This is a genomic window from Pseudomonas sp. IPO3774, from assembly GCF_013386835.1.
In the GTDB taxonomy this organism is placed as follows: Bacteria; Pseudomonadota; Gammaproteobacteria; order Pseudomonadales; family Pseudomonadaceae; genus Aquipseudomonas.
Genome location: NZ_JACAQY010000038.1, coordinates 148,865 through 172,926, shown reverse-complemented (window position 1 = coordinate 172,926; position 24,062 = coordinate 148,865). Strand labels below are relative to the sequence as shown.

At 60.8% G+C, this 24,062-nt stretch carries 18 protein-coding genes; 7 read left to right on the top strand and 11 right to left on the bottom strand.

What is annotated here, in order from left to right; genetic code table 11:
• Positions 1-296: 296 nt before the first annotated feature.
• Positions 297-857, bottom strand: a complete 561-nt coding sequence (locus HYE77_RS21700) for a HutD family protein (protein WP_003217978.1) — start codon at positions 855-857, stop codon at positions 297-299.
• Positions 854-1,633, bottom strand: coding sequence for a histidine utilization repressor (gene hutC, locus HYE77_RS21695; RefSeq protein ID WP_173406113.1), 780 nt, complete (start codon positions 1,631-1,633; stop codon positions 854-856). The genes HYE77_RS21700 and hutC overlap by 4 nt, the downstream gene beginning before the upstream one ends.
• Positions 1,634-1,711: 78 nt before the next feature.
• On the opposite strand from hutC, the gene HYE77_RS21690 reads away from it, so the two are divergent.
• Positions 1,712-3,076 (top strand): formimidoylglutamate deiminase, encoded by a 1,365-nt coding sequence (locus tag HYE77_RS21690; protein WP_087693348.1) that lies wholly within the window; start codon positions 1,712-1,714, stop codon positions 3,074-3,076.
• A gap of 129 nt (positions 3,077-3,205) precedes the next feature.
• Here the strand turns inward: HYE77_RS21690 and HYE77_RS21685 are convergent, their stop codons facing one another.
• The 6 genes from HYE77_RS21685 to HYE77_RS21660 all read right to left on the bottom strand — a co-directional run bounded on the left by HYE77_RS21685 (position 3,206) and on the right by HYE77_RS21660 (position 12,836).
• Positions 3,206-3,775 carry a lipocalin family protein gene (locus tag HYE77_RS21685; protein WP_003217984.1) on the bottom strand — a complete coding sequence of 190 codons (570 nt, stop codon included), beginning with the start codon at positions 3,773-3,775 and terminating at the stop codon, positions 3,206-3,208.
• 32 nt (positions 3,776-3,807) lie between these two features.
• Entirely contained in the window at positions 3,808-4,062 is a 255-nt protein-coding gene (locus HYE77_RS21680; RefSeq protein WP_003217986.1) for a hypothetical protein, read from the bottom strand.
• A gap of 143 nt (positions 4,063-4,205) precedes the next feature.
• Entirely contained in the window at positions 4,206-5,216 is a 1,011-nt protein-coding gene (locus HYE77_RS21675; RefSeq protein WP_003217989.1) for a class 1 fructose-bisphosphatase, read from the bottom strand.
• A gap of 107 nt (positions 5,217-5,323) precedes the next feature.
• A complete protein-coding gene (locus tag HYE77_RS21670) occupies positions 5,324-6,679 on the bottom strand; it encodes a DUF3999 domain-containing protein (protein WP_177069306.1) in 1,356 nt (451 codons plus the stop codon).
• Positions 6,679-10,215, bottom strand: coding sequence for a DUF2339 domain-containing protein (locus HYE77_RS21665; protein WP_177069305.1), 3,537 nt, complete (start codon positions 10,213-10,215; stop codon positions 6,679-6,681). The genes HYE77_RS21670 and HYE77_RS21665 overlap by 1 nt, the downstream gene beginning before the upstream one ends.
• A 170-nt stretch (positions 10,216-10,385) precedes the next feature.
• Entirely contained in the window at positions 10,386-12,836 is a 2,451-nt protein-coding gene (locus tag HYE77_RS21660) for a glycogen/starch/alpha-glucan phosphorylase (protein WP_003217995.1), read from the bottom strand.
• Between the two features lie 235 nt (positions 12,837-13,071).
• Between HYE77_RS21660 and HYE77_RS21655 the strand changes: the two genes are divergently transcribed.
• Positions 13,072-13,506: a YkgJ family cysteine cluster protein gene (locus HYE77_RS21655; protein ID WP_003217996.1), complete on the top strand. Its 435-nt coding sequence runs from the start codon at positions 13,072-13,074 to the stop codon at positions 13,504-13,506.
• A gap of 203 nt (positions 13,507-13,709) precedes the next feature.
• Here HYE77_RS21655 and typA read toward each other — a convergent pair whose 3' ends face one another.
• Both typA and thiI read right to left on the bottom strand, forming a co-directional pair.
• Positions 13,710-15,530, bottom strand: coding sequence for a translational GTPase TypA (gene typA / locus HYE77_RS21650; RefSeq protein ID WP_003217997.1), 1,821 nt, complete (start codon positions 15,528-15,530; stop codon positions 13,710-13,712).
• 139 nt (positions 15,531-15,669) lie between these two features.
• A complete protein-coding gene (thiI, locus tag HYE77_RS21645; RefSeq protein WP_023659343.1) occupies positions 15,670-17,124 on the bottom strand; it encodes a tRNA uracil 4-sulfurtransferase ThiI in 1,455 nt (484 codons plus the stop codon).
• A gap of 333 nt (positions 17,125-17,457) precedes the next feature.
• Here thiI and glnA point away from each other — a divergent pair, with 333 nt between their 5' ends.
• From glnA to ntrC, 4 genes are all read left to right on the top strand, one after another.
• A complete protein-coding gene (gene glnA / locus HYE77_RS21640) occupies positions 17,458-18,864 on the top strand; it encodes a glutamate--ammonia ligase (protein ID WP_003217999.1) in 1,407 nt (468 codons plus the stop codon).
• 189 nt (positions 18,865-19,053) lie between these two features.
• Positions 19,054-19,590 (top strand): chorismate mutase, encoded by a 537-nt coding sequence (locus tag HYE77_RS21635; protein WP_003218000.1) that lies wholly within the window; start codon positions 19,054-19,056, stop codon positions 19,588-19,590.
• Positions 19,591-19,982: 392 nt separating this feature from the next.
• A complete protein-coding gene (gene glnL, locus HYE77_RS21630; protein WP_003218001.1) occupies positions 19,983-21,068 on the top strand; it encodes a nitrogen regulation protein NR(II) in 1,086 nt (361 codons plus the stop codon).
• Positions 21,065-22,501: a nitrogen regulation protein NR(I) gene (gene ntrC, locus HYE77_RS21625; protein WP_008435682.1), complete on the top strand. Its 1,437-nt coding sequence runs from the start codon at positions 21,065-21,067 to the stop codon at positions 22,499-22,501. Before glnL ends, ntrC begins: the two co-directional genes overlap by 4 nt.
• Before the next feature lie 611 nt (positions 22,502-23,112).
• Here the strand turns inward: ntrC and HYE77_RS21620 are convergent.
• A complete protein-coding gene (locus HYE77_RS21620; protein WP_003218005.1) occupies positions 23,113-23,553 on the bottom strand; it encodes a hypothetical protein in 441 nt (146 codons plus the stop codon).
• Here HYE77_RS21620 and HYE77_RS21615 point away from each other — a divergent pair.
• On the top strand, positions 23,552-24,007 hold the full coding sequence (locus tag HYE77_RS21615; protein ID WP_003218007.1) for a tRNA (cytidine(34)-2'-O)-methyltransferase: 456 nt from the start codon (positions 23,552-23,554) through the stop codon (positions 24,005-24,007). The genes HYE77_RS21620 and HYE77_RS21615 overlap by 2 nt on opposite strands.
• Positions 24,008-24,062: the final 55 nt, after the last annotated feature.

The window sequence follows — 24,062 nt, the reverse complement described above, 5'->3', positions numbered from 1 at the left end:
CATTGATGGGTGCGAAGAGGAAGTTCATGGACTCTTACGCACACATCTTTACTTGTACATACAAGCATATGCAATCAAGCGGCCAACTTTGCGCGCAAGGTTTGAAGATTTTTCCGGGACGAGGGTGGAAGCCTTGGAAAACAAGGCTTCGCAGCATGATGAATTTTCTTACGGGGGATTTTTACAGTGCGGGAGACTTGTCATCGAGGCAGGGCTTTGCGCCATGCTGGGGCGTTCGGTAACAAGTTGGTGCGGGAAGAGGGAAACAAAATGTGGGGGAAGAAACCCCCACCTGTTCAGGCGGCGGCAGTCAATTCGATAACGCAGCAACGGCCAGTCACGCTGACGTCCAGCAGGCCGGTGTTACCGTCCAGTTGCAGGCAGTCGTGACGGTTCAGCCGCTCACCGAGCACCTTCACTTCATCGGCCACGCTGAACACCAGCACGGTGTGCGCGGCACTGAAGAAACGCTGCGTGCCGTCCATCCATTGCAACCGCGCTTGATAGCGCTGCGGCGAATAGATGAGGTTGAAATCGCGGATCGGCCCGCCGATCAAGCGGCAGGACACCTGGCTGTCACCCTTGAACGGGAATGGCTGCAGCGGTAACAACCCGAGCTGTTCCTCGCCATCCACCGTCAGCACCATGCCCGAGCCTTGCAGCACGGTGATAATGCGCTGGTACCCGGCAAAGGTGGAGAACCCGCCCGACTCGGCGATATCGGCAATCGACAGGCGCCAGCCGAAACCGTCCAGGCCCTCCCCCGCGTCACGGGTGATTTCTTCAGTGCTGCCGCCACCGTTTTTCCACGGCATGCGAATGTAATCGGTAGCGCGCCAGACTTTCATCGAACTCATTTACTGAAACGTCCTTCCAGGCTATGACGGGAACCGGGGTGGATCAAACGTGCGGCCGTGACCGGCTGGCGGCCAGACCAGGTGCGGCGGCGAATCAGCAGGCACGGCTCGCTGGTTTCGATTTGCAGCAGCTTGCATTCGTCGGCGTCGGCCAGGATCGCCTCGACCACGTGCTCGCCTTCGGTCAGCGGCGCCACCTGGTTGAGGTAGGCATAGGGCGTTTGCTGGGTGAAATCCTGCTGCAGGTATTCCGGTGCTACCAGGGCGTTGACGAAACGGTCTTCGATTTGCACCGGAATGTCGTTTTCGTAGTGCACGATCAACGAGTGGAACACCCGCCCGCCTTCGCGCATTTCCAGCGCGACGGCGCGCTCGGAGCCGGCGGCTTCTTCACCGAGGGTAATGACCTTGCACGTATGGCGATGACCGCGGGAGGCGATCTCATCGGCAATGTTGTGCACTTCAAACAGCGCCGACTGGCTCTTGGGCTCGGCGACAAAGGTGCCCACACCTTGCATGCGTACCAGCAGGCCTTCGGCAGTCAACTCGCGCAGGGCGCGGTTGATGGTCATGCGGCTGAAGCCCAACTGGTTGACCAGTTCGCTCTCCGAAGGCACGCGATAATGCGGCGGCCAGTTGCCGTTGAGAATCTGCTGGCTGATCATCTGTTTGACGCGGGCATACAAGGGCGCCGGACTTTCGTCCATGTGGGCAGCCAGTGGAGACTTGGCGGGCGGAGTCGACACAGGAAATCCTTGTAGGTGAAAAAGAAGCATAGCTTGCCGGAGTTTACCGAGCAGGCAAACGTCTGTATATGTATATACAAATAAACACACGACTGGGGTGCCTGAATCATGTCCGCTTTCTTTGCCGAACGCGCGCTGCTGCCTAATGGATGGGCCAACGATGTACGTCTTGAAGTCAGCGCCGATGGCCTGCTGACCAAGGTTGAGCCCAACGCCAGTGCAGACGGTGCCGAACGGCTCAGGGGCCCCGTGCTGGCGGGCATGCCGAACCTGCATTCCCACGCTTTCCAGCGCGCGATGGCCGGGCTGGCGGAAGTGGCCGGCAACCCGAATGACAGTTTCTGGACCTGGCGCGACCTGATGTATCGGATGGTCGGCAAGATCCGCCCCGACCAGTTGCAGGTCATCGCGCGCCAGTTGTATATCGAAATGCTCAAGGCCGGCTACACCTCGGTGGCCGAATTTCACTACGTGCACCACGACGTCAGCGGCCAGCCCTATGCCGACCCTGCGGAGCTGTCGCGGCAAATCAGCCAGGCCGCCGCCAGCAGCGGTATCGGCCTGACGTTGTTGCCGGTGCTCTACAGCCACTCCGGTTTCGGCGGCCAGGCCCCCAATGAAGGCCAGCGCCGCTTTATCAACAGCACCGAAAATTACCTGAGCCTGCAATCACGCCTGCAACCGATTCTGGCCGCGCAACCGGCACAACGGCTGGGCCTGTGTTTCCACTCGCTGCGCGCCGTCACACCGCAACAGATCAGCGAAGTGCTGGCAGCCAGCGACAAGGCGTGCCCGGTGCACATCCACATCGCCGAGCAGCAGAAGGAAGTCGACGACTGCCTGGCCTGGAGCGGCCAGCGCCCGCTGCAATGGTTGTATGACCATGTTGAAGTGGATCAGCGCTGGTGCCTGGTGCACGCCACCCACGCCAATCCGGAAGAAGTGACGTTGATGGCCAGGAGCCGGGCGATTGCCGGGTTGTGCCTGACCACTGAAGCCAACCTGGGCGACGGGATTTTCCCGGCGGTGGACTTCCTGGCCCAGGGCGGGCGAATGGGGATTGGCTCCGACAGCCATGTATCACTGAGCGTGGTGGAAGAATTGCGCTGGCTGGAATATGGGCAGCGGCTGCGGGACCAGCGGCGCAACCGGCTGTATCGCAGCGATCAACCGATGGTTGGGCGTACGCTGTTCGATGCCGCGCTGGACGGCGGTGCCGAAGCGTTGGGGCAGCCGATTGGGCGTCTGGAAGTTGGCAAGCGTGCGGACTGGCTGGTGCTGGACGGCAACGATCCGTACCTGGCGACAGCGAACGAAGACGGGATCCTCAATCGCTGGTTGTTTGCCGGTGGTGATCGCCAGGTGCGCGATGTGCTGGTCAACGGGAAGTGGGTGGTGCGCGACGGGCATCACGCCGCCGAAGAAGACAGCAGCCGGGCGTTTACCCAGGTCTTGCGGGATTTGCTGGGCTGACAGACGACACATAACAAATGTGGGAGCGGACTTGCTCGCGAAAGCAGTGGATCAGTCAATACATCTGGTGACTGTCACACCGCCTTCGCGAGCAAGCCCGCTCCCACATTGGATTGGCGCTGTTTCGTATTACTGCGAGGTCTTCGCCATCTGCTTGTCCGACGTACGCCAGATCAAACGCGTGGTGTCATACCCCTGCTGCCGCGCTCTGCTCAGCAGGTCTTCGCGGGTGTCGGCGCTGACCGTCGGCGTGCGCGACAGCAACCACATGTAGCGCCGGCTCGGGCTGCCGACAATGGCGGTCTTGTAGTCATCGCTGACGTACAGCACCCAGTAATCGCCCTTGGCCACGCCCGGCAACAGCGAGGTGAACCAGTTATTGAATTCGACCCACAGTTTGTCGGTCTTGCCGGCGACCTGCGGCGTTGCGGTGCCCTTGGCTTCCTGCCACTTCCACTCAGGGGTCAGGCAGCGGTTGAACACCGACATGTTGCCATCGGGCAACAGCGTGTAGCGGGCTTCGGACTGCGCACAATTGCGCTGGAAGTACATCGGCAAACGGGCCAGCTCATACCAGGTGCCCTGGTAACGCTTGAGGTTGACGCTGCCAACAGTCTTGGGTTGCAGATCATCGCCAGAATGGCTGGCGCAGCCCGCCAAAAACAGGCTGGCGCAGAGGTATAGAACGAAACGCATCATGTTGTTTTTCTCCCGCAGGCTTTCGCCCCGGTTTACTTCAGGCCTTGCCCGGAAAAAATCAGTACTTTGTCACCGGCATATTGCACGCTGATAAAGCTGTTTTTATCGCCCCAGGTGCAACTGGACATACCCAGCGCGCCAGAACAATCAGTCGGCTTGCCCAACAACGACTCCACCTCGGCCTTTGGCATGCCGGCCGACAGTTTTGCGTAATTTTCTTGAGTGACCTTGCTGCAAGCGGCCAGAAGCACGCAAAACGACAACAGGGCGAGACGGCGTAACGACATGGAAAAACTCCTGGAGAGACGAAGCAGCTTGGGGGTCTGCCAGAAGCTTAGAAGGGAAAAGAGGTGTCTGGTTCCCGACGAGCGAAAACAAAAAAGCCCCGAAAACGCTGAAACGTTTCGGGGCTTTTGCTTACCGCAAGGACTTACGCCTTGTGGTAGCCGGTCACACGCTCAACTTCTTCCTTCGAACCCAGGAACACCGCTACGCGCTGGTGCAGGCCTTCAGGCTGGATGTCGAGGATGCGCTGGTGGCCGTCGGTGGACGCACCGCCCGCCTGCTCAACCAGGAACGACATCGGGTTGGCTTCGTACATCAGGCGCAGCTTGCCTGGCTTGGACGGCTCGCGGCTGTCGCGTGGGTACATGAACAGGCCACCACGGGTCAGGATGCGGTGCACGTCGGCAACCATCGCAGCCACCCAGCGCATGTTGAAGTTCTTCTTCAGCGGGCCTTCTTCGCCGGCCATCAACTCGCCCACGTAGCGGGTAACCGGCTCTTCCCAGTGACGCTGGTTGGACATGTTGATTGCAAATTCCTGGGTGGACGCAGGAATGGTGATGTCTTCGTGGGTGAGCACGAAGCTGCCCATTTCGCGGTCCAGGGTGAAGCCCTTGACGCCGTCGCCCAGGGTCAGCACCAGCATGGTCTGTGGGCCGTAGATCGCGTAACCGGCAGCTACCTGCTCGGTGCCCGGCTGCAGGAAGGCCTTTTCGTTCAGGGCTTCGTTCTGGCTCAGGTATTCGTTCGGGCAACGCAGTACCGAGAAAATGGTGCCGACTGGCGCGTTGATGTCGATGTTCGACGAACCGTCCAGTGGGTCGAATACCAGCAGGTACGCGCCTTTCGGGTATTTGCCCGGGATCTGGTAGGCATTGTCCATTTCTTCGGACGCCATGCCGGCCAGGTGACCGCCCCACTCGTTGGCTTCGAGCAGGATTTCGTTGGAGATCACGTCAAGCTTCTTCTGCACTTCGCCTTGTACGTTTTCAGTGCCCATGCTGCCCAGGACACCACCCAGCGCGCCTTTGGACACGGCGTGGCTGATTTCCTTGCAAGCACGCGCCACCACTTCGATAAGGAAGCGCAGATCGGCAGGCGTGTTGTTGCTGCGGGTCTGCTCGATCAAATAGCGACTCAGGGTAACGCGGGACATGGAAGGCTCCGGAAAGTGGGGGCTAAAAACCCGCGCAGTTTAACGCGAGTCGGGGCGTATTTCCTCCTATCAGAGGATTTAAACCCAATAGAGTTCATGGACTTTATTTAACGTGCCACCGGCGGCTTGCGCAGCAAACTGTAGGCCATGGCGCCCAGGGCCGCCACACCGAGCAGCAGCACGGCCCAAAGACCGAGCTTTTTCCAGTTCGGCCCGGCAACAACCGGGGCCGCGACCGCAGCCGATGTAACCACCGCCTCGCCCGCCACCTTGGCCTGCCCAACCCCCGCGAGACGTTCGGCGCTGTAGTCCGGAATCAGGGTCGACAGCGGCAAGTTCGCGCCTTTCACCGACGGATTGCCGAGCACAAGGGTGAACGGTGGCTCGCCCCGCGCCAGGAACACCAACTGCGTGGCCCGCACCGCAAAGCTCAAGGTCGGCGCCTCCACGCCCAGGCCACCACCACGCTCGTCCACGTCGAGCTTGAGCTGCGCAACAGCCTGGCCCGGCAACTGCAGTTCGTTCTGTAAAACGTCCTGGCCATTTTGTGTCAACCGGTAGAGCAAACCGCTGCTCATGGGCTGCCAGGCCTGATTACTTTCCCGGCGGCCCGACAAGGTGACCGGCGCCAGGCTGTTGGGTTGGCTCAAGTCGATTCGCAAGCGTTCGACGTTCAGTGCGTTGGGTAACTGCCAGCTGTATTCCCCGGCCTTGAGCCGGCTGCCCGACAACGGCTGCGACCACACCAGCGGCAACGGCAGGTTGTGGGCGCTGACACTCTCCAACTGCGCCGACGTCAGCGCCGGTGCCGCCTGGCCTTTCCACAGCAGACGCAGATACCGCGCCGACTGCCCCGGCAAACTCACTTCATGCTGCTCGACGCGCTCATCGGCAAACGACAACCGCGCCACCTGCCCTTCGCCCCAGGCGCGCCAGTGCTGCAAGTCGTCGCTGGCTTCGATGCTGAAACGCTGGAAGCCGTCGCGCTCGCTCGTCCAGTCGAGGATCAGTTGCTGCAACGGGGCCTTGATCGCACTCGCATCGAGCAGCCAGCCGCGCAGCACTTCTTCGCCGGCCTCCAGTTGGCTCGGCGGCTGCACTTGCACCAGCGTGCCGGTGGACGTGGATTGCACACGCACGCTGGGCACGGCTTCGGAGGAGTCAGCCGCAGCGTACAACGGGAACCACTTCACGTTGGACAGGCTGCGGCTTTCGGTGCTTTGCGCCGACTGCCGCGCCAGTGCGTAAGCCTGGGGCTCGCCAGCGGCGTTGAACACCCGCACGTCACCCAGGTCGGCCTGACGGGCGCTCAATTGCACCGCCAGCGGCAGTTCCAGGCGGTACCACGGGCCTTCTCCACTGACCGTCAGCGGCACACGCGTGGTGAAATCGGCGGGCGTTTCCTGGGCCCAGGCCGATAACGTCGTGCACAACCCCAACAGCGCCACACTCAGCTTGCCCATCAAGAGGCCACTCCTTCAGTTTCAACCACCGGCTCGGGGCGCTTGGGCGGCAGCGGCGCGAAATAGCCCACCACCAGCAACAGCCCGCCCACACCGATAAACGATACGATCCGCGCCAGCCCGCCGCGGTTGCTCAATTCGACGAAGAACAATTTGGCCACCACCACGGCAATCAATGCCGCACCGATCAGCCACACCTCACGCCGATGACGCAGATGGCCGCCGATCATCAGGCTCAGGGCAATCAGGGTCCACACTATCGACAGCCCGGCCTGCACCAGCATCGACTCCAGCAACGCATCCAGATGGAACGGCACGCCACCCCAGTGATGAGCCGTGCGCATCACCAGCGCAGTGAAGAAGGCGAACAACGAGACACCGGAGACCGCCTGGGCGACCAGTTCGGCGCGCGGCCCGCGTTGCGGTGCGGCACTGCGGGACCACAGGTACACACCCAACAGCGCGAATAGCAATCCAATATCCAGCGGGTTAAGCAGCGGCACATACGGCAGCGGCTCGGCGGTGCCGTCGCTGAAGATATTCGCCAGCCAGAACCAGCCGAGCATCAACACCGCCAGCGGCAACGCGGCATACAACCGGTACTCGCGCGGGTACGCCGACACCGGCCACGGCCAACTGCGTGGCGCGGCGGCCAGCACCAGGTATAGGCTCGGCAGGATCGCCCAGCCCAGCCAGCGCCAGGCGTTGTATTCCTCGGACAGCAGCAACAGGCCGTAGCGCAGCTCCAGCGCCAGCACGCCGATCAGCAGCCAGCAACCAAGCACATGCGCGGCGCTCAGGGCTTTCTCCGGAATGACCGAAGCCAGGCGTCGCAGCGACACGAAATGCACCGCAAACACCGCTGCCCATGCCAGCCAGGCGAAGTTCGCCGCCGGGTGATAACGCGAGCCCCACGCGCCCAGCAACACCACGCCCACCGCCGGCATCAACAGCGTGCACAGCAAGCCCAGCGACGCCCATTGCAGCCTCAGGGCCAATACCGCCCAGATCGCCACACTCACCGCCGCTACCGCCAACAGCCAGGTGCCTTGCAGCATCGACGGTGCAAAACGCAGCACTTCACTGACCAATGCCAACGTCCACCAACCCGCGCCCCATACCAACAGCACGTCGGACAGCCGTTGCAAGCTCAACGCTTCGAACACCGGCGCGTGAGGTCGACGCTGCAAGCGCCAGGCACCGACCAGCGCCGCCAGCCCGAGCACCATTGGCGTCCAGAAACCGCTATGGCCCAAAGGACGCAAACCCTCGCTGGTCAGCGGCCCGAGCAGGTCCGGCACCGCGATCAGGAACGAAGCGCCGCCGATCACTTGCAGCAACAACCCGAAGACAAAACTGACGCGCTGTTGCAGGTACAGGCTCAGCCAGATGATCAACAAACCACTGGCCGCCCACACGCCGCTGGCGGTCTCCCACGGCAGCAGAAACAGCACCGCCAGGTTGATCAGCACCAACCCGGCGAGCAACACCACCGACAGGCCACGCAACAACCGCACATCGCTGCGCACCATGGTGTCCCGCGCGGCCAGCAGCATGCCGCCGATCAATGCCAGGCCAATCAGCGATGCGGTGAGCAAGCCGCTCCAGCCCGCACTGAACACCGCGCCTGAATCAGCACCCGCTTGCAGGCGCAGCAGGAACAGCGCACCACCCAGCAGCTGCACGGCAAACGCGGTGAAGAGGAACGTACGCGAGCCGATGCGCAGGCCCACCAGCAAGGTCGCAAGACCGGCAAGCGCCCAACTGATGGCCGTGCCTTGGGTCCACAGCAGCAACGGTGCGAGCAGGTACAAGAAGCCCAGGCCCACACTGGCCAATACCGGCAAGCCTCGACGCTCCCATTGCGCCGCGTGCTCCACCGGCGCCTTGCGCAACTGGTCGAAACTGAACAGCAAGGCCGCCCCCAGCAACGACGCACCCAAGGGTGCACCGTCCAGCAGGCTGGTCTCGCCAATCCGCAATTCGCTGAGGAACGCCAGCGCCGAACCGACTTGCAACAGCAAGCCAAACGCCCGTGCCAAAGGCCGCTGCTGACGCAGGCCGAGCCAGAAAATCCCGGCGCCTTCCACGGCCCAGGCAGCCGCGGTCCAGCGTGCGTCGAGGCCCAACGGAATCGCCAGGCTGGCGAAGATCACACCCAGCGCCAAGCAGGTTTCCGCCAGCAGCAAGGCGCGCCCGCCACTCAGCAGACGAGCCAGGCCCATATAGATAATGCCCAGGGCCAGCGCGCTGAACGCAGCGGCAAATTCCAGGTGCTGCACCAGCGCAAACTGCAAACCGAAGCCCACCAATGGCGGACCGAACAGCATGCTGCCGTCGACATAATCGCCCTTGGCCGCCGACCAGCGCAGCAACGCGCCACGGCTGTCATCGTCCGGTGCGTCGCGCATCTCCAGCAACTTGCGCCGGGCGAACAACAGGCCGATGCCCAGGTACATCAGGAAAAATAGAATCAGGAACGGCTCGGTGCTCCACAGCAGCTCCGGTGTATAGGAGCGCATGCCCCAGGCGAAGCCGATGCCGAAGGTGCCGACAAAACCGATCAAATTGAGCAGGCGCCAGGCCTTGAACCAGGCGATGGCGAGAATGCCTGCGTTGAGCAGGGCGAAATAGCTGAACAGCGCCACATGGTTGCCGGCGCCGGTGGACGTGAGGATCGGTGCCGCAAAACCGCCGAGTGCAGCGGCGCAGGCTAGGCCGAGGGCGTCCTGGGTAATCGCCAGGATCGCCGAGAAAACGGTGACCGCCACCAGCAAGCCGAGTGCCGCGCCGGGGTCGAGCAGCGGGTGCAGGCGCATCGCGGCGAACACCGTGAGGTACAACACCGCAATGCCGGTGCCCTGCAGCATCAACCCGTAATTACTGTTGCGCAGCCGCAGCCACCAACCCAGGCCCAGCAGTGCCAATGCGCAACCGGCGACACCTGCGTAACGCAACTCGATTGGCACCACCATGCCTTCAGTGGCATAGCGCAGCAGGAAGGCCAGGCCGAGGAACAACAACACCACGCCGACCCGCAGCACGGTGTTGCCACCGAACAGCCAGTTGCGGGCACCGCTGATTGCGCGCTCGATAAAGTTGGGGCCGCGAGGCACCGCAGGCGCGGCAGGCTGTTCAGGGATTTTCGCGCTCGGTTCGGCCCGCCACACATCAGCCGGCAATGGCTGGCTGGGTTCGGCCACCACGCTTGCGTAAGCGGGTTCCAGTTCGGCGGGTAATTCCCAGACGAGTTCAGGCGGCGCCGCTACCGGCAGCGGCTCTTCGACAAACACGGGTCCGGGGGTTTCAACGGCGGCAGGCCTTTCCAGCAAGGCCAGGCGTTGCTCGACCACTTTCAGGGCGTTGCGGGCAGACTCCAGCTGACGGCCTTGTTCCTCCGTACGCGAGGCGAGCATCGACAGGCGAATCGCCTGGCCAATGCCCAAACCGAGCAGCGCTCCAATGCCCGCATCACTGAACGACTCATCGAGTGTCCAGCCGAGCACCAGGCCAATCAGCATGAAAATCCATTGCATGGTCGATATCCCTAAGCAGCCCGAAGCGGGCAAAGGCGATGCTCAGTATATCGACACGGACCCCATGTGGGAGCGGGCTTGCTCGCGAAGGCGGTGGATCAGTCACAAATTTGTCGACTGACGCTGCGCTTTCGCGAGCAAGCCCGCTCCCACATTTTTTATTGCAGTGTCTAATCCAACGCTTTCCAGATTTCCGTCGCGTATTCGCGGATGGTCCGGTCCGACGAGAACCAGCCCATGCGCGCGGTATTGAGCACCGCCGAACGCCACCATTCCTTGGAGTCGTGCCAATGGGCCTCGACCCGCGCCTGGGCATCCCAGTAGGAATCGAAGTCGGCACAGACCAGGAAGCGGTCGTAGTCGATCAGCGAATCCACCAACCCGGCATAACGGCCCGGATCATCCGGTGAGAACACCCCGCCACGAATCGCTTGCAGCACATCATTCAAGCGATGGGACGCGGCGATCTCTGGCCCGGCGTTGAATTCGCCCGCGTGTTTGCGCGCTTCCACCTGCTGGGCGCTGAGGCCGAAGATGAACATGTGGTCGGCACCCACGCGCTCGTGCATCTCGACGTTGGCGCCGTCCATGGTGCCGATGGTCAGCGCGCCGTTGAGGCCGAATTTCATGTTGCTGGTGCCCGAGGCTTCAAAGCCGGCGGTGGAAATCTGCTCCGACAAGTCGGCCGCCGGAATGATGCTTTCCGCCAGGCTGACGTTGTAGTTGGGCAGGAATACCACCTTGAGCAACCCGCGCACGGTGGGGTCGTTGTTGACGGTACGGGCGATGTCGTTAGTCAGCTTGATGATCAGCTTGGCCTGGTGATAGCTGGCCGCGGCCTTGCCGGCGAAGATCTTCACCCGCGGCACCCAGTCGGTGCCCGGCTCGGCCCGGATCGCCTGGTACAGCGCGACGGTGTGCATCAGGTTCAGCAGCTGGCGCTTGTACTCGTGGATCCGCTTGACCTGCACATCGAACATCGCCGCCGGGTTGACCGAAATCCCCAGGCGCTCGTGAATGATGTCGGCCAGTGCCCGCTTACTGTGCAGGCGCTGTTCGGCGAAGGCCTTGCGAAAGGCTTGCTTCTCGGCAAACGGTTCCAGGTCTGCCAGGCGCTGTTCGGGGTTATCCAGCACGTCCGGGCCCAGTGCCTCCACCAGCATCGCCGTGAGCTTGGGGTTGGCCTGGTACAGCCAGCGGCGGAAGGTAATACCGTTGGTTTTGTTGTTGATGCGGTCCGGGTAGAGCTTGTGCAGTTCGGAGAACACCGTGCTGCGCATCAGTTGCGTGTGCAGGCCGGATACGCCGTTGACACTGTGGGAACCGAGGAACGCCAGGTTGCCCATGCGTACGCGGCGACCGTTGTCTTCTTCGATCAGCGAGACGGCACGCAGCACGTCGAAGTCATGGATGCCCTTGGCCCGCAGCGAGTCGATATGCTGGGCGTTGATCAGGTAGATGATCTGCATGTGCCGCGGCAGCATGCGCTCCATCAGGCCGACCGGCCAGGTTTCCAACGCCTCGGGGAGCAAGGTGTGGTTGGTGTACGACAGCGTTTCGACGGTGACGTCCCAGGCGGCATCCCACGGGATGTCGTGCAGGTCCACCAACTGACGCATCAACTCGGCCACCGCGATCGACGGGTGAGTGTCGTTGAGCTGGATGGCCGCGTGCTCGCCCAGGCTCAATACCGAGCCGTGCATGTTCTTGTGGCGACGCAGCAGATCCTGCAACGAGGCGGAGACGAAGAAGTACTCCTGGCGCAGGCGCAGCTCCTGCCCTGCTTCGGTGCTGTCGGCCGGGTAAAGCACTCGGGAGATGCTTTCGGCGCGGGCCACCTCGGCGACGGCGCCCAAGTGGTCACCGGCGTTGAAACGTTCCAGGTGCAGGTCTTCCACCGCACGGGCACGCCACAGGCGCAAGGTGTTGACGCTTGCGCCGCGCCAGCCGACGACCGGGGTGTCATACGCCACCGCGCGTACGGTTTCATTCGGCGACCAGACCTGGATCGACTTGCCGGACGCGTCCAGCACGGTTTCCACACCACCGCCAAAGCCGATCGGGTAGATCACTTCGGCGCGCTCGAACTCCCAGGGGTTGCCGAAATCCAGCCAGCGTTCGGTTTGCTCCTGCTGCCAGCCATCGACAATCGCCTGGCGAAACAGCCCGTGCTCATACCGAATGCCATAGCCATGGCCGGCGATGCCCAGGGTCGACATGCTTTCCATGAAGCAGGCCGCCAGGCGGCCAAGGCCACCGTTGCCCAGGGCCGCGTCGGGCTCCAGCAGGCGAATGCGCTCCATGTCCACACCCAACTCGCTCATGGCCTCACGGGCCACGTCCAGCAAGCCAAGGTTGCTCAGGCTGTCGTAGAGCAGACGGCCGATCAAGAATTCCAGCGAGAGGTAATAGACCCGCTTCTGTCCCTTGCGGTAGATGTGCCGCGTGTGGTCCATCCAGTGGTCGACCATGTGGTCGCGGGCGGCCAGTGCGATGGCTTCAAACCAATCGTGGTCGAAGGCGTGGTCGGGGTCCTTGCCCACCGCATAGGTAAGTTTGGTCAAGACGGCATCGCGAAATGCGGCTACCTCTGCTTCTCGTACAAGCGGTTCCTGAGACATCGATGCGACCTCGGGCGAGATAGAAGGAGTTGCTAGAGCCTAGACGGTCTGACAGACGGTAGACGCTCTGGTTCGGCAGTTTTTTAACTCATTCACCTTTGCGGGAATTTGATGCAGGGGCCGTGCCCGTTTGTGGCCCGGCACAGCCTTCGAGCTGAAAGCTGGAAGATATTGTTCAAAAAACCACCAGTTCCGGTATGATCCCGCGCCGGATAACACCCCTCTTGGAAACCTGATGAAGCCTCAACTGATCGCCGCCGCGGAACTCGACCGTCTCGAGACCTGGCAGAAATACTCAAGCCATATGTGTGGCGGCTGTGTGTCGAGCTGCTGCACCCTGCCGGTTGAGGTGAAGATCAAGGACCTGATCCGCATCGGCATCGTCGATGAGTTCGAGCGTGGCGACCCGCCGAAGAACATCGCCAAGCGCTTGCAGAAGGAAGGCATCGTCGAGCGCTTCAACGCCAAATCCGAGATCTTCACCCTGCAGCGCATGAGCAACAACGATTGCCTGTACCTGGATCGTAAGAGCCGCTTCTGCACTATTTATGACAAGCGCCCGGATACTTGCCGCAATCACCCGAAAATCGGGCCGCGCCCGGGGTATTGCGCGTACAAGCCGAAGGAAGTGGTGCGCGAGACCAGGTTCAAGACCCTCGACAAGTTCTGATCCAGATTCTTATTACCTGAACTACCGCTTTCGCGAGCAAGCCCGCTCCCACACTTGACCTTACTCATCCTGAAAAAACGCGGTCGAATGTGGGAGCGGGCTTGCTCGCGAAGGGGCCCGCACAGTCACTACAGATATTGCAGGCATAAAAAAACGCCCCCGGCCTTTCGACCGGGGGCGTTTTTCATTCAACCTGAGTTAACTCAGTTCTTGGCTTTCTTGGCAGCGCGGGTACGCTCGCCTTCGTCCAGGATCTTCTTACGCAGGCGGATCGACTTAGGCGTGACTTCGCACAGCTCGTCGTCCTGGATGAATTCCAGAGCCTGTTCCAGGGTGAAGCGAACAGGTGGAACCAGAGCGATGGTTTCGTCTTTACCCGAAGCACGCATGTTGTCGAGCTTCTTGCCTTTGGTTGGGTTGACGCCCATGTCGTTGTCACGGCTGTTCAGGCCAACGATCTGACCGTTGTAGATCTCTTGACCGTGTTCAACGAACAGCTTGCCACGCGCCTGGAGGGTTTCCAGGGAGTAGGTCAGCGCCTTGCCGGTTTCTACCGATACCAGAACACCGTTCTGACGGCCGGACATGTCGCCGGACTTCATGGTGTCGTAGCGATCGAAGATCGAGGTCAGGATGCCAGCACCGTTGGTCAGGGTCAGGAACTGGTTACGGAAACCGATCAGACCACGAGCAGGGATGTTGTATTCCAGACGCACACGGCCTTTGCCATCCGGCACCATGTTGGTCAGGTCGCCCTTACGCAGGCCCATCTCTTCCATGACCTTGCCCTGGGATTCTTCAGGGGTGTCGATGGTGACGTTTTCAAACGGTTCCTGCTTCACGCCGTCAACCTGACGGATGATCACTTCAGGACGACCAACGCCCATTTCGAAGCCTTCGCGACGCATGGTTTCGATCAGTACCGAGAGGTGCAGCTCACCACGGCCGGAAACCTTGAACTTGTCAGCCGAGTCGCCTTCTTCAACGCGCAGAGCAACGTTGTACAGCAGCTCTTTGTCCAGACGTTCCTTGATGTTACGGGAAGTCACGAACTTGCCTTCTTTACCGCAGAAAGGCGAGTCGTTTACCTGGAAGGTCATGGAAACGGTTGGCTCGTCAACGGTCAGAGGCTTCATCGCCTCGACGTTGTCCGGCTGGCACAGGGTGTCGGAGATGAACAGCGAGTCCATACCGCTCACACACACGATGTCACCGGCAAACGCTTCTTCAACGTCGATGCGGTGCAGGCCGTGGTGACCCATCAGCTTCAGGATACGACCGTTGCGCTTCTTGCCGTCGGCGCCGATGGCGACCACCGGAGTGTTCGGCTTGACGCTACCACGAGCGATACGGCCAACACCGATAACACCCAGGAAGCTGTTGTAGTCCAGTGCCGAGATTTGCATCTGGAACGGGCCTTCACGGTCAACTTTCGGAGCCGGTACGTTGTCGACGATCGACTGGTACAGCGGGGTCATGTCTTCAGCCATGTCGGTGTGTTCCAGACCGGCAATGCCGTTCAGGGCCGAGGCGTAGACGACTTTGAAGTCCAGCTGTTCTTCGGTGGCACCCAGGTTGTCGAACAGGTCGAAGATCTGGTCCAGAACCCAGTCCGGACGCGCGCCTGGACGGTCAACCTTGTTGATGCACACGATCGGACGCAGGCCGGCTTCGAAAGCCTTCTTGGTCACGAAACGGGTTTGCGGCATAGGGCCGTCTTGAGCGTCAACCAGCAGCAGAACGGAGTCAACCATCGACATTACGCGTTCAACTTCGCCGCCGAAGTCGGCGTGGCCCGGGGTATCCACGATGTTGATGTGGTAGCCGTTCCAGTTGATGGCGGTGTTTTTCGCCAGAATGGTAATACCGCGCTCTTTCTCCTGGTCGTTGGAGTCCATCACGCGCTCGTCGTTGAGCTCGTTGCGCTCCAGGGTGCCGGATTGACGCAAGAGTTTGTCTACCAGGGTGGTCTTACCATGGTCAACGTGAGCAATGATGGCGATGTTGCGTAGATTTTCGATCACTTGTGTATCTCGATCAGAGGATTCGGTGTGCTGACAGGTCGTGGCAGCGATTAACAGTAGAGTCAGGCCTTGCCGTTACAGCTTGACGGCAGAGTCGGGGGGCCGGTGACGCAGGCCACAGGCAAACAGCCCCGGGCTCTTAGCTCGGTCGATAAACGCGCACATTGGCATGCCCCTCACTGAGCAAATGGTGGGCATGCAGGCGACTCATCACGCCTTTGTCGCAATACAACAGGTACTGACGGCTGTCATCCAGTTCCTTGAAACGCGCATTCAATGCATAGAACGGCAGCGTTTGTACGTCGATGCCAGCAATTTCCAGCGGCTCGTCTTCAGCGGCATCCGGGTGACGGATGTCGATGATGATCTGACCGGCCAGAGCCTCGCTGACTTCTTCGATCTGCAAATCCTGGCCCAATTCGTCGATAACCCGATCGATCGGCACCAGCTTGGCGTTCTCAAGCGCACGCTCGAGCACCGCCATATCGAACTGTTGTTCTTCGTACTCCACGCGGTTGCGCTTGGCGTGGGTCTTGGGGTTCACCGAGATGACCCCGCAATATTCCGGCATGTGCTTGGCGAAATCCGCCGTGCCGATCTGGGTCGCCAGGTCGATGATGTCTTGCTTGTGACTGGCGATCAGCGGGCGCAGTACCAGCTTCTCGGTCACAGAGTCGATCAACGACAGGTTCGGCAGGGTCTGGCTGGACACCTGGGAAATCGCTTCACCGGTGACCAGTGCGTCGATTTCCAGCCGATCCGCGATTCGGGACGCAGCGCGTAACATCATACGCTTCAATACTACGCCCATATGACTGTTATCGACTTTCCCGAGAATTTCTCCCAGGACTTCCTCGAACGGTACGCTGACAAACAGCACCCGTTGCGAGCTGCCGTACTTCTTCCAGATGTAATGCGCGACTTCCATCACGCCCAATTCGTGTGCACGCCCGCCCAGGTTGAAGAAGCAGAAGTGGCTCATCAGCCCGCGGCGCATGATCTGGTAGGCCGCGACAGTGGAATCGAAACCGCCGGACATCAATACCAGGGTCTGTTCCAGGGCACCCAGCGGGTAGCCGCCGATGCTGTCGTGCTGGCTGTGGATCACAAACAACCGTTGGTCGCGAATTTCCATCCGCACTTCAATTTGCGGCTCTTTCAGGGAAATTCCGGCAGCGCCGCACTCGCGACGCAGCTTGCTGCCCACGTATTTCTCGACATCCATGGAGCTGAACGGGTGCTTGCCGGCGCGTTTGCAACGCACTGAAAACACCTTGCCTGCCAGCACATCGCCGTAGTGCTGTTTGCACTTTTCGGTGATGTCGTCGAAGTCGCCCAGCGGGTACTCGTCGACCTGCAGGAAATGCGCGATGCCCGGCACGCAGCTCAGGCGCTCGGTCATATCCTTCAGGGCCTTGGGGTCTGTGAGGCGGGTTTCCAGCTCGAGATTGTCCCACACACCATTCACCACCACAGCCGGGTCCAGATCGCGGAGCACGGCACGGATGTTCTTGGCCAATTGACGGATGAAACGCATCCGTACCGGTCGGCTCTTGATGGTGATCTCGGGGAAGACTTTAACGATTAATTTCATGAAAACAGCGCGCGCAGGCCCAGCCGAAAAAGGGGGGCGCGGATTATAGCGGAAATCGCTCAAGGTTTAACCAGTTAATATGCAACTGACCTTTCGCGCACCAAAACGGGTCATAAACCAAAATAAGCGCTACATTGCGGTGCGCAATTTCTTCCGTTTCAGCGGATTGCACCTTTATAGGGGCGTTTTTGTGGCAAAAAACCCATGTCGGGGCACTGGCATGCAATTTGCTCTCTTGTGAGGCAGGTTGCCTTGGTCGAGTATTCGCGCCGGCATCACCCACATTCTAAGGGCTACTCCACTACCCCAGCCCGAAGCCACCCGGAGGACACTATGTCGAAGTCGGTTCAACTCATCAAAGATCATGACGTCAAATGGATTGATCTGCGCTTCACGGACACCAAAGGCACTCAGCACCACGTGACCATGCCGGCTCGCGACGCGCTGGATGACGCCTTCTTCGAAGAAGGCAAAATGTTCGACGGCTCCTCCATTGCCGGCTGGAAAGGCATCGAAGCTTCCGACATGATCCTGATGCCGGACGACAGCACTGCCGTACTCGACCCGTTCACCGAAGACCCAACCTTGATCATCGTCTGCGACGTGATCGAGCCTTCGACCATGCAGGGCTACGACCGTGACCCACGTGCGATCGCCAAGCGTGCCGAGGAATACCTGAAGTCGACCGGTATCGGTGACACCGTATTCGTAGGTCCGGAACCAGAATTCTTCATCTTTGATTCGGTCAAGTTCAAGTCCGACATCTCAGGCTCCATGTTCAAGATCTTCTCCGAACAAGGTTCGTGGATGTCCGACCAGGACGTGGAAGGCGGCAACAAAGGCCACCGTCCAGGTATCAAAGGCGGCTACTTCCCGGTTCCTCCGTTCGACCACGACCACGAAATCCGTACCTCCATGTGCAACGCCATGGAAGAGATGGGCCTGGTCATCGAAGTTCACCACCACGAAGTGGCGACTGCCGGCCAGAACGAAATCGGCGTGAAGTTCAACACCCTGGTTGCCAAGGCTGACGAAGTTCAGACCCTGAAGTACTGCGTACACAACGTGGCTGATGCCTACGGCCGTACCGCTACCTTCATGCCTAAGCCTCTGTACGGCGATAACGGTTCGGGTATGCACGTTCACCTGTCCATCGCCAAAGAAGGCAAGAACACCTTCGCTGGCGAAGGTTATGCCGGCCTGTCCGACACTGCCCTGTACTTCATCGGCGGTATCATCAAGCACGGTAAGGCCCTGAACGGCTTCACCAACCCATCGACCAACTCCTACAAGCGTCTGGTCCCAGGTTTCGAAGCTCCGGTAATGCTCGCCTACTCGGCTCGCAACCGTTCCGCTTCGATCCGTATTCCTTACGTGTCCAGCCCTCGCGCTCGCCGTATCGAAGCCCGCTTCCCGGATCCGGCAGCCAACCCGTACCTGGCCTTCGCTGCCCTGGTCATGGCCGGCCTGGACGGTATCCAGAACAAGATCCACCCTGGCGATGCCGCCGACAAAAACTTGTACGACCTGCCGCCTGAAGAGGCCAAAGAGATCCCACAAGTGTGCGGCAGCCTGAAAGAAGCCCTGGAAGAGCTGGACAAGGGCCGTGCGTTCCTGACCAAAGGCGGCGTGTTCAGCGACGACTTTATCGATGCCTACATCGCCCTGAAAAGCGAAGAAGAAATCAAGGTCCGCACCTTCGTACACCCACTGGAATACGAGCTGTACTACAGCTGCTGATCCGGTAGCGCTGCGTAACGCGGCGTGATGAAAAAGACCTCCTTCGGGAGGTCTTTTTTTTGCCCGCAAAACCCTGTTGGAGCGGGCTTGCCCACGAAAAATTCAAAGGCACCGCATTTCTTCAATACTTACGCGTTATCGTTAACGACCTTCGCGAGCAAGCTCGCCCCTACAGAAGAGGGATCTGCCTTGAAACTCAAAATTGGGTTCATCTTGCTGGCCATCAGCGCCAATGTATTCGCAGCACCACCCACCCTCGCCCCGCTGCTCGACAGCATTGCCGAACGCCTGGCGATTGCCGACCAGGTGGCCCTGAGCAAATGGGACAGCCACAAGCCCGTCGAAGACCGCCCACGGGAGCAGGACGTGATCGCCAGCGTCGTCGCCCAGGCGCCGAGCTACAAACTGGCACCGGCACAGGCCGAGCAGTTTTTCTCGGCCCAGATCGAGGCGAACAAACTGGTGCAATACGCCCACCTTTCCGACTGGCAGCTGCAAGGCAAGGCGCCCAATGACCCACGCCCGGATCTGGTCGGCCAGATCCGCCCTAAACTGGACCTGCTGCAAAAACGCCTGCTGCAACAGCTGGCGGACTTCACCCCGGAGCGCACCAACCCGCAATGCCCGCAATGGCTGGCCCAGGCCAATCGCGCACCTGCCAAAGACGCGCTGCACCAACTGGCAATGATCCGCGCCACCGCCGAGCTGTGCCTCTATAAAATCTAAAATTGCGAACGCCATCAAAAATGTGGGAGCGGGCTTGCTCGCGAAGGCGGTGTGTCAGTTGATATATGCATGACTGACACGCCGCCTTCGCGAGCAAGCCCGCTCCCACAATTTAGATCCGACCCATTCAGCCAATCAGTCGCTGCCACCAGCTTCCTGAACAGACTTTTCAAAACCGCACTATATTGGTGCGATACGCTGCACCCTTCCCACTTACGCAACCCATTTTGGTTCGAAACTTCCCGTCCAAGCTGGCAGAACGCCACAGTTTCGCGCCTTAAGCCCCCATTTCAGGGCTTTAACGCTTCTTTTCGGAGCTTTGGTTTGGTTTTTGCATTTTCCTTGTATCAGCGTGTGCCTCAAGCCCGCGCCTTGCTCCAAAAGAGGTCCTAATGACCATCAGCGACGCACTGCACCGCCTGTTACTCGACAACCTGACCACCGCGACCATTCTGCTCAATGACGAACTGCGCCTTGAGTACATGAACCCGGCGGCGGAGATGCTGCTGGCCATCAGCGGGCAGCGCAGCCATGGGCAATTCATCAGTGAGCTGTTCACTGAGTCGGCCGAGGCCTTGAGCTCGTTGCGCCAGGCCGTGGAGCAGGCGCACCCGTTCACCAAGCGCGAAGCGATGCTCACCGCCCTCACCGGCCAGACCCTCACCGTCGACTACGCGGTTACACCGATCCTCAGCCACGGCGCCACCTTGCTGCTGCTGGAGGTGCATCCCCGGGATCGCCTGCTGCGCATCACCAAGGAAGAGGCGCAACTGTCCAAGCAGGAAACCAGCAAAATGCTGGTACGCGGCCTGGCCCATGAGATCAAGAACCCCCTGGGCGGGATTCGCGGTGCCGCACAGCTGCTGGCCCGCGAGCTGCCGGACGAAAACCTCAAGGACTACACCAACGTCATCATCGAGGAAGCCGACCGCCTGCGTAACCTGGTAGACCGCATGCTCGGCTCCAACAAGCTGCCGTCTCTGGCAATGACCAACGTGCACGAAGTGCTGGAGCGGGTTTGCCAGTTGGTGGAGGCCGAAAGCCAGGGCTGCATCACCTTGGTGCGCGACTACGACCCGAGCATTCCCGACGTATTGATCGACCGCGAGCAGATGATCCAGGCGGTGCTCAATATCGTGCGCAACGCCATGCAGGCCATCAGCAGCCAGAACGAGCTGCGCCTGGGCCGCATCAGCCTGCGCACCCGTGCCCTGCGCCAGTTCACCATTGGCCACGTGCGCCATCGCCTGGTGACCAAGGTCGAGATCATCGACAACGGCCCCGGCATCCCTGCAGAACTGCAGGAAACCATCTTTTTCCCAATGGTCAGCGGCCGCCCGGACGGTACCGGGCTCGGCCTGGCCATTACCCAGAACATCATCAGCCAGCACCAGGGTTTGATCGAATGTGAGAGCCATCCCGGTCACACCACCTTCTCGATCTTTCTGCCACTGGAACAAGGAGCCCCATCGACATGAGCCGTAGTGAAACTGTCTGGATCGTCGATGACGACCGTTCTATCCGCTGGGTCCTGGAGAAAGCCTTGCAACAGGAAGGCATGACCACCCAGAGCTTCGACAGCGCCGACGGGGTGATGAGCCGCCTGGCTCGCCAGCAGCCCGATGTGATCATCTCCGACATCCGCATGCCCGGCGCCAGTGGCCTGGACTTGCTGGCGCGGATTCGCGAGCAGCACCCGCGCCTGCCGGTGATCATCATGACCGCGCACTCGGACCTGGACAGCGCTGTCGCGTCCTATCAGGGCGGCGCCTTTGAATACCTGCCAAAACCGTTCGACGTGGACGAAGCGGTGGCGCTGGTAAAACGCGCCAACCAGCACGCCCAGGAACAGCAGAACCAGGAAGCCCCGCCGGCCCTGACCCGTACCCCGGAAATCATCGGCGAAGCGCCGGCGATGCAGGAAGTGTTTCGCGCCATCGGGCGCTTGAGCCACTCCAACATCACCGTGCTGATCAATGGCGAGTCGGGTACCGGTAAAGAGCTGGTGGCCCACGCCCTGCACCGTCACAGCCCACGGGCGGCGTCGCCGTTCATTGCGCTGAACATGGCGGCGATCCCGAAAGACTTGATGGAGTCGGAACTGTTCGGCCATGAAAAAGGCGCGTTCACCGGTGCGGCCAACCTGCGCCGTGGCCGTTTTGAACAGGCCGACGGCGGCACGCTGTTCCTCGATGAAATCGGCGACATGCCGGCCGACACCCAGACGCGCTTGCTGCGGGTCCTGGCCGACGGCGAGTTTTATCGGGTAGGCGGGCACACCCCGGTCAAGGTCGACGTACGTATCATCGCGGCGACGCACCAGAACCTGGAAACCCTGGTGCACGCCGGGAAATTCCGTGAAGACTTGTTCCACCGCCTGAACGTGATCCGCATCCACATCCCACGGATGTCGGACCGTCGCGAGGACATCCCGACCCTGGCCCGTCACTTCCTCAGCCGCGCCGCCCAGGAGCTGGCCGTCGAGCCGAAGCTGCTGAAAAGCGAGACCGAGGAATACCTGAAGAACCTGCCATGGCCGGGCAACGTGCGTCAGCTGGAGAACACCTGCCGCTGGATCACGGTGATGGCTTCGGGGCGCGAAGTGCATATCAGCGACCTGCCGCCTGAGCTGCTGAGCCTGCCGCAGGATTCGGCACCGGTGACCAACTGGGAGCAGGCGCTGCGCCAATGGGCCGACCAGGCCCTGGCACGTGGCCAGTCGAACCTGCTGGACAGCGCTGTGCCGGCTTTCGAGCGGATCATGATCGAAACCGCCCTCAAGCATACTGCTGGACGTCGTCGCGACGCCGCCGTGCTGCTGGGCTGGGGCCGCAATACGCTGACACGCAAGATCAAGGAGCTGGGGATGAAGGTCGACGGTGGGGATGATGATGAAGGTGATGAGGCCTGATCCACTGAAGATCTAATGTGGGAGCCGGGCTTGCCCGCGATGGCGCTGTGTCAGTCACTGGATTTATCGACTGACACAGCGCCATCGCGGGCAAGCCCGGCTCCCACATTTGTTTTGTACCAGACTAACGACCGTGCACCGCTTCAATGCACCACGAACCGGCATCGCGCACTTATCCAACGCCTGAAACCCATGCCTTGTTAAGAAAATATTAAAACCCAAAAAAGCCAAAGCCCCGTATTCCGGGGCTTTGCGCTTTCTGAAGAAATTTTTTGGCGCCACTTCGCAATTCTGGCACGCGCCCTGCAATAACCCTGTCACTACCCAGTTTCGGGGACCTTGGTACAGGCAGGCCGAGAATCCCCTCTTTAACACCCGGGGTGCTTGATGCGGATCGCGTCGCGCCCCACACCCGTTTCGGGAACCTCGGTACAGGCAGGCCGGGGATTCCCTCTTTAACACCGAAGCCTTTGGCTTCACCCCGTTTTGGGAGCCCTGGTACAGGCAGGCCGGGAACTCCCTTCTTTACACCCGGGGCTTATGAGGCAACGCGCCCATAGCCCCAGCCCGTTTTGGGAACCTTGGTACAGGCAGGCCGGGGATTCCCTCTTTTATTGCTCCTGGAGATGGATCTCCACCCGCCAGCGTCCATCGGCCTTCTCTCCCGACCACTCCCCGCGCAACGGCCGAGCCGCCACCAGGTTCAGCAGCAAGCCGCCATCGGTCTTGCGTACGCGCCAGTTCACATCCTTGTCATTGACCTTCAATTGGCCGCCCTGGGCCTTGCCAAGCGCATCGAACAGCAGCGCCACGGTGCCGTCGATATGCTCGCCGTGCAGCTTGGGTTCGCTGTTGAACCACACCACCAGGCCATCGGCGGCGGGCTCTACCTGCTGCAGCTCAACCGGGTCTGGCGTGGTCAGCCGGCCGATCATCAGGCCCACCATCAAGCCGACAATCGCCAACGAGCCTAAAACCCGTGGCAATAGCTTCGGCCTGGGGTCTTCTTCAGGGGTAGAATGCAGCGCATCTTTGCCTTCGGAGCCGTGCATGTTTCACGTCATCCTTTTTCAACCAGAAATTCCGCCGAATACCGGCAACGTTATCAGGCTGTGCGCCAACAGTGGCTGCCACCTGCATTTGATCGAGCCCCTGGGTTTCGACATGGACGACAAGCGCCTGCGCCGCGCCGGGCTGGACTACCACGAGTACGCCACCCTGCAACGCCACGCCGACCTTGCCAGCTGCCTGGAAAGCCTGAACCACCCACGGTTGTTCGCGTTTACCACCAAGGGTTCGCGGCCGTTCCATGATGCCAGCTTTGCCGAAGGCGACGCCTTCCTGTTCGGTCCGGAAAGCCGCGGCCTGCCGGCAGACGTGCTGGACGCCCTGCCAGACGGCCACCGCCTGCGCCTGCCGATGCGCGAAGGCTGCCGCAGCCTGAACCTGTCCAATACCGTGGCCGTCGCGGTTTACGAAGGTTGGCGGCAACTGGGGTTCAAGTAACACTGCATAACGAATGTGGGAGCGGGCTTGCTCGCGAAAGCGGAGTGCCAGTCAA

What these genes read in the sequence shown, in the direction of transcription:
- HYE77_RS21700 (WP_003217978.1), bottom strand. Translation starts at nt 857, where the DNA reads ATGAGTTCGATGAAAGTCTGGCGCGCTACCGATTACATTCGCATGCCG.
- hutC (WP_173406113.1), bottom strand. Translation starts at nt 1,633, where the DNA reads ATGCTTCTTTTTCACCTACAAGGATTTCCTGTGTCGACTCCGCCCGCC.
- HYE77_RS21690 (WP_087693348.1), top strand. Translation starts at nt 1,712, where the DNA reads ATGTCCGCTTTCTTTGCCGAACGCGCGCTGCTGCCTAATGGATGGGCC.
- HYE77_RS21685 (WP_003217984.1), bottom strand. Translation starts at nt 3,775, where the DNA reads ATGATGCGTTTCGTTCTATACCTCTGCGCCAGCCTGTTTTTGGCGGGC.
- HYE77_RS21680 (WP_003217986.1), bottom strand. Translation starts at nt 4,062, where the DNA reads ATGTCGTTACGCCGTCTCGCCCTGTTGTCGTTTTGCGTGCTTCTGGCC.
- HYE77_RS21675 (WP_003217989.1), bottom strand. Translation starts at nt 5,216, where the DNA reads ATGTCCCGCGTTACCCTGAGTCGCTATTTGATCGAGCAGACCCGCAGC.
- HYE77_RS21670 (WP_177069306.1), bottom strand. Translation starts at nt 6,679, where the DNA reads ATGGGCAAGCTGAGTGTGGCGCTGTTGGGGTTGTGCACGACGTTATCG.
- HYE77_RS21665 (WP_177069305.1), bottom strand. Translation starts at nt 10,215, where the DNA reads ATGCAATGGATTTTCATGCTGATTGGCCTGGTGCTCGGCTGGACACTC.
- HYE77_RS21660 (WP_003217995.1), bottom strand. Translation starts at nt 12,836, where the DNA reads ATGTCTCAGGAACCGCTTGTACGAGAAGCAGAGGTAGCCGCATTTCGC.
- HYE77_RS21655 (WP_003217996.1), top strand. Translation starts at nt 13,072, where the DNA reads ATGAAGCCTCAACTGATCGCCGCCGCGGAACTCGACCGTCTCGAGACC.
- thiI (WP_023659343.1), bottom strand. Translation starts at nt 17,124, where the DNA reads ATGAAATTAATCGTTAAAGTCTTCCCCGAGATCACCATCAAGAGCCGA.
- glnA (WP_003217999.1), top strand. Translation starts at nt 17,458, where the DNA reads ATGTCGAAGTCGGTTCAACTCATCAAAGATCATGACGTCAAATGGATT.
- glnL (WP_003218001.1), top strand. Translation starts at nt 19,983, where the DNA reads ATGACCATCAGCGACGCACTGCACCGCCTGTTACTCGACAACCTGACC.
- ntrC (WP_008435682.1), top strand. Translation starts at nt 21,065, where the DNA reads ATGAGCCGTAGTGAAACTGTCTGGATCGTCGATGACGACCGTTCTATC.
- HYE77_RS21615 (WP_003218007.1), top strand. Translation starts at nt 23,552, where the DNA reads ATGTTTCACGTCATCCTTTTTCAACCAGAAATTCCGCCGAATACCGGC.
- HYE77_RS21620 (WP_003218005.1), bottom strand. Translation starts at nt 23,553, where the DNA reads ATGCACGGCTCCGAAGGCAAAGATGCGCTGCATTCTACCCCTGAAGAA.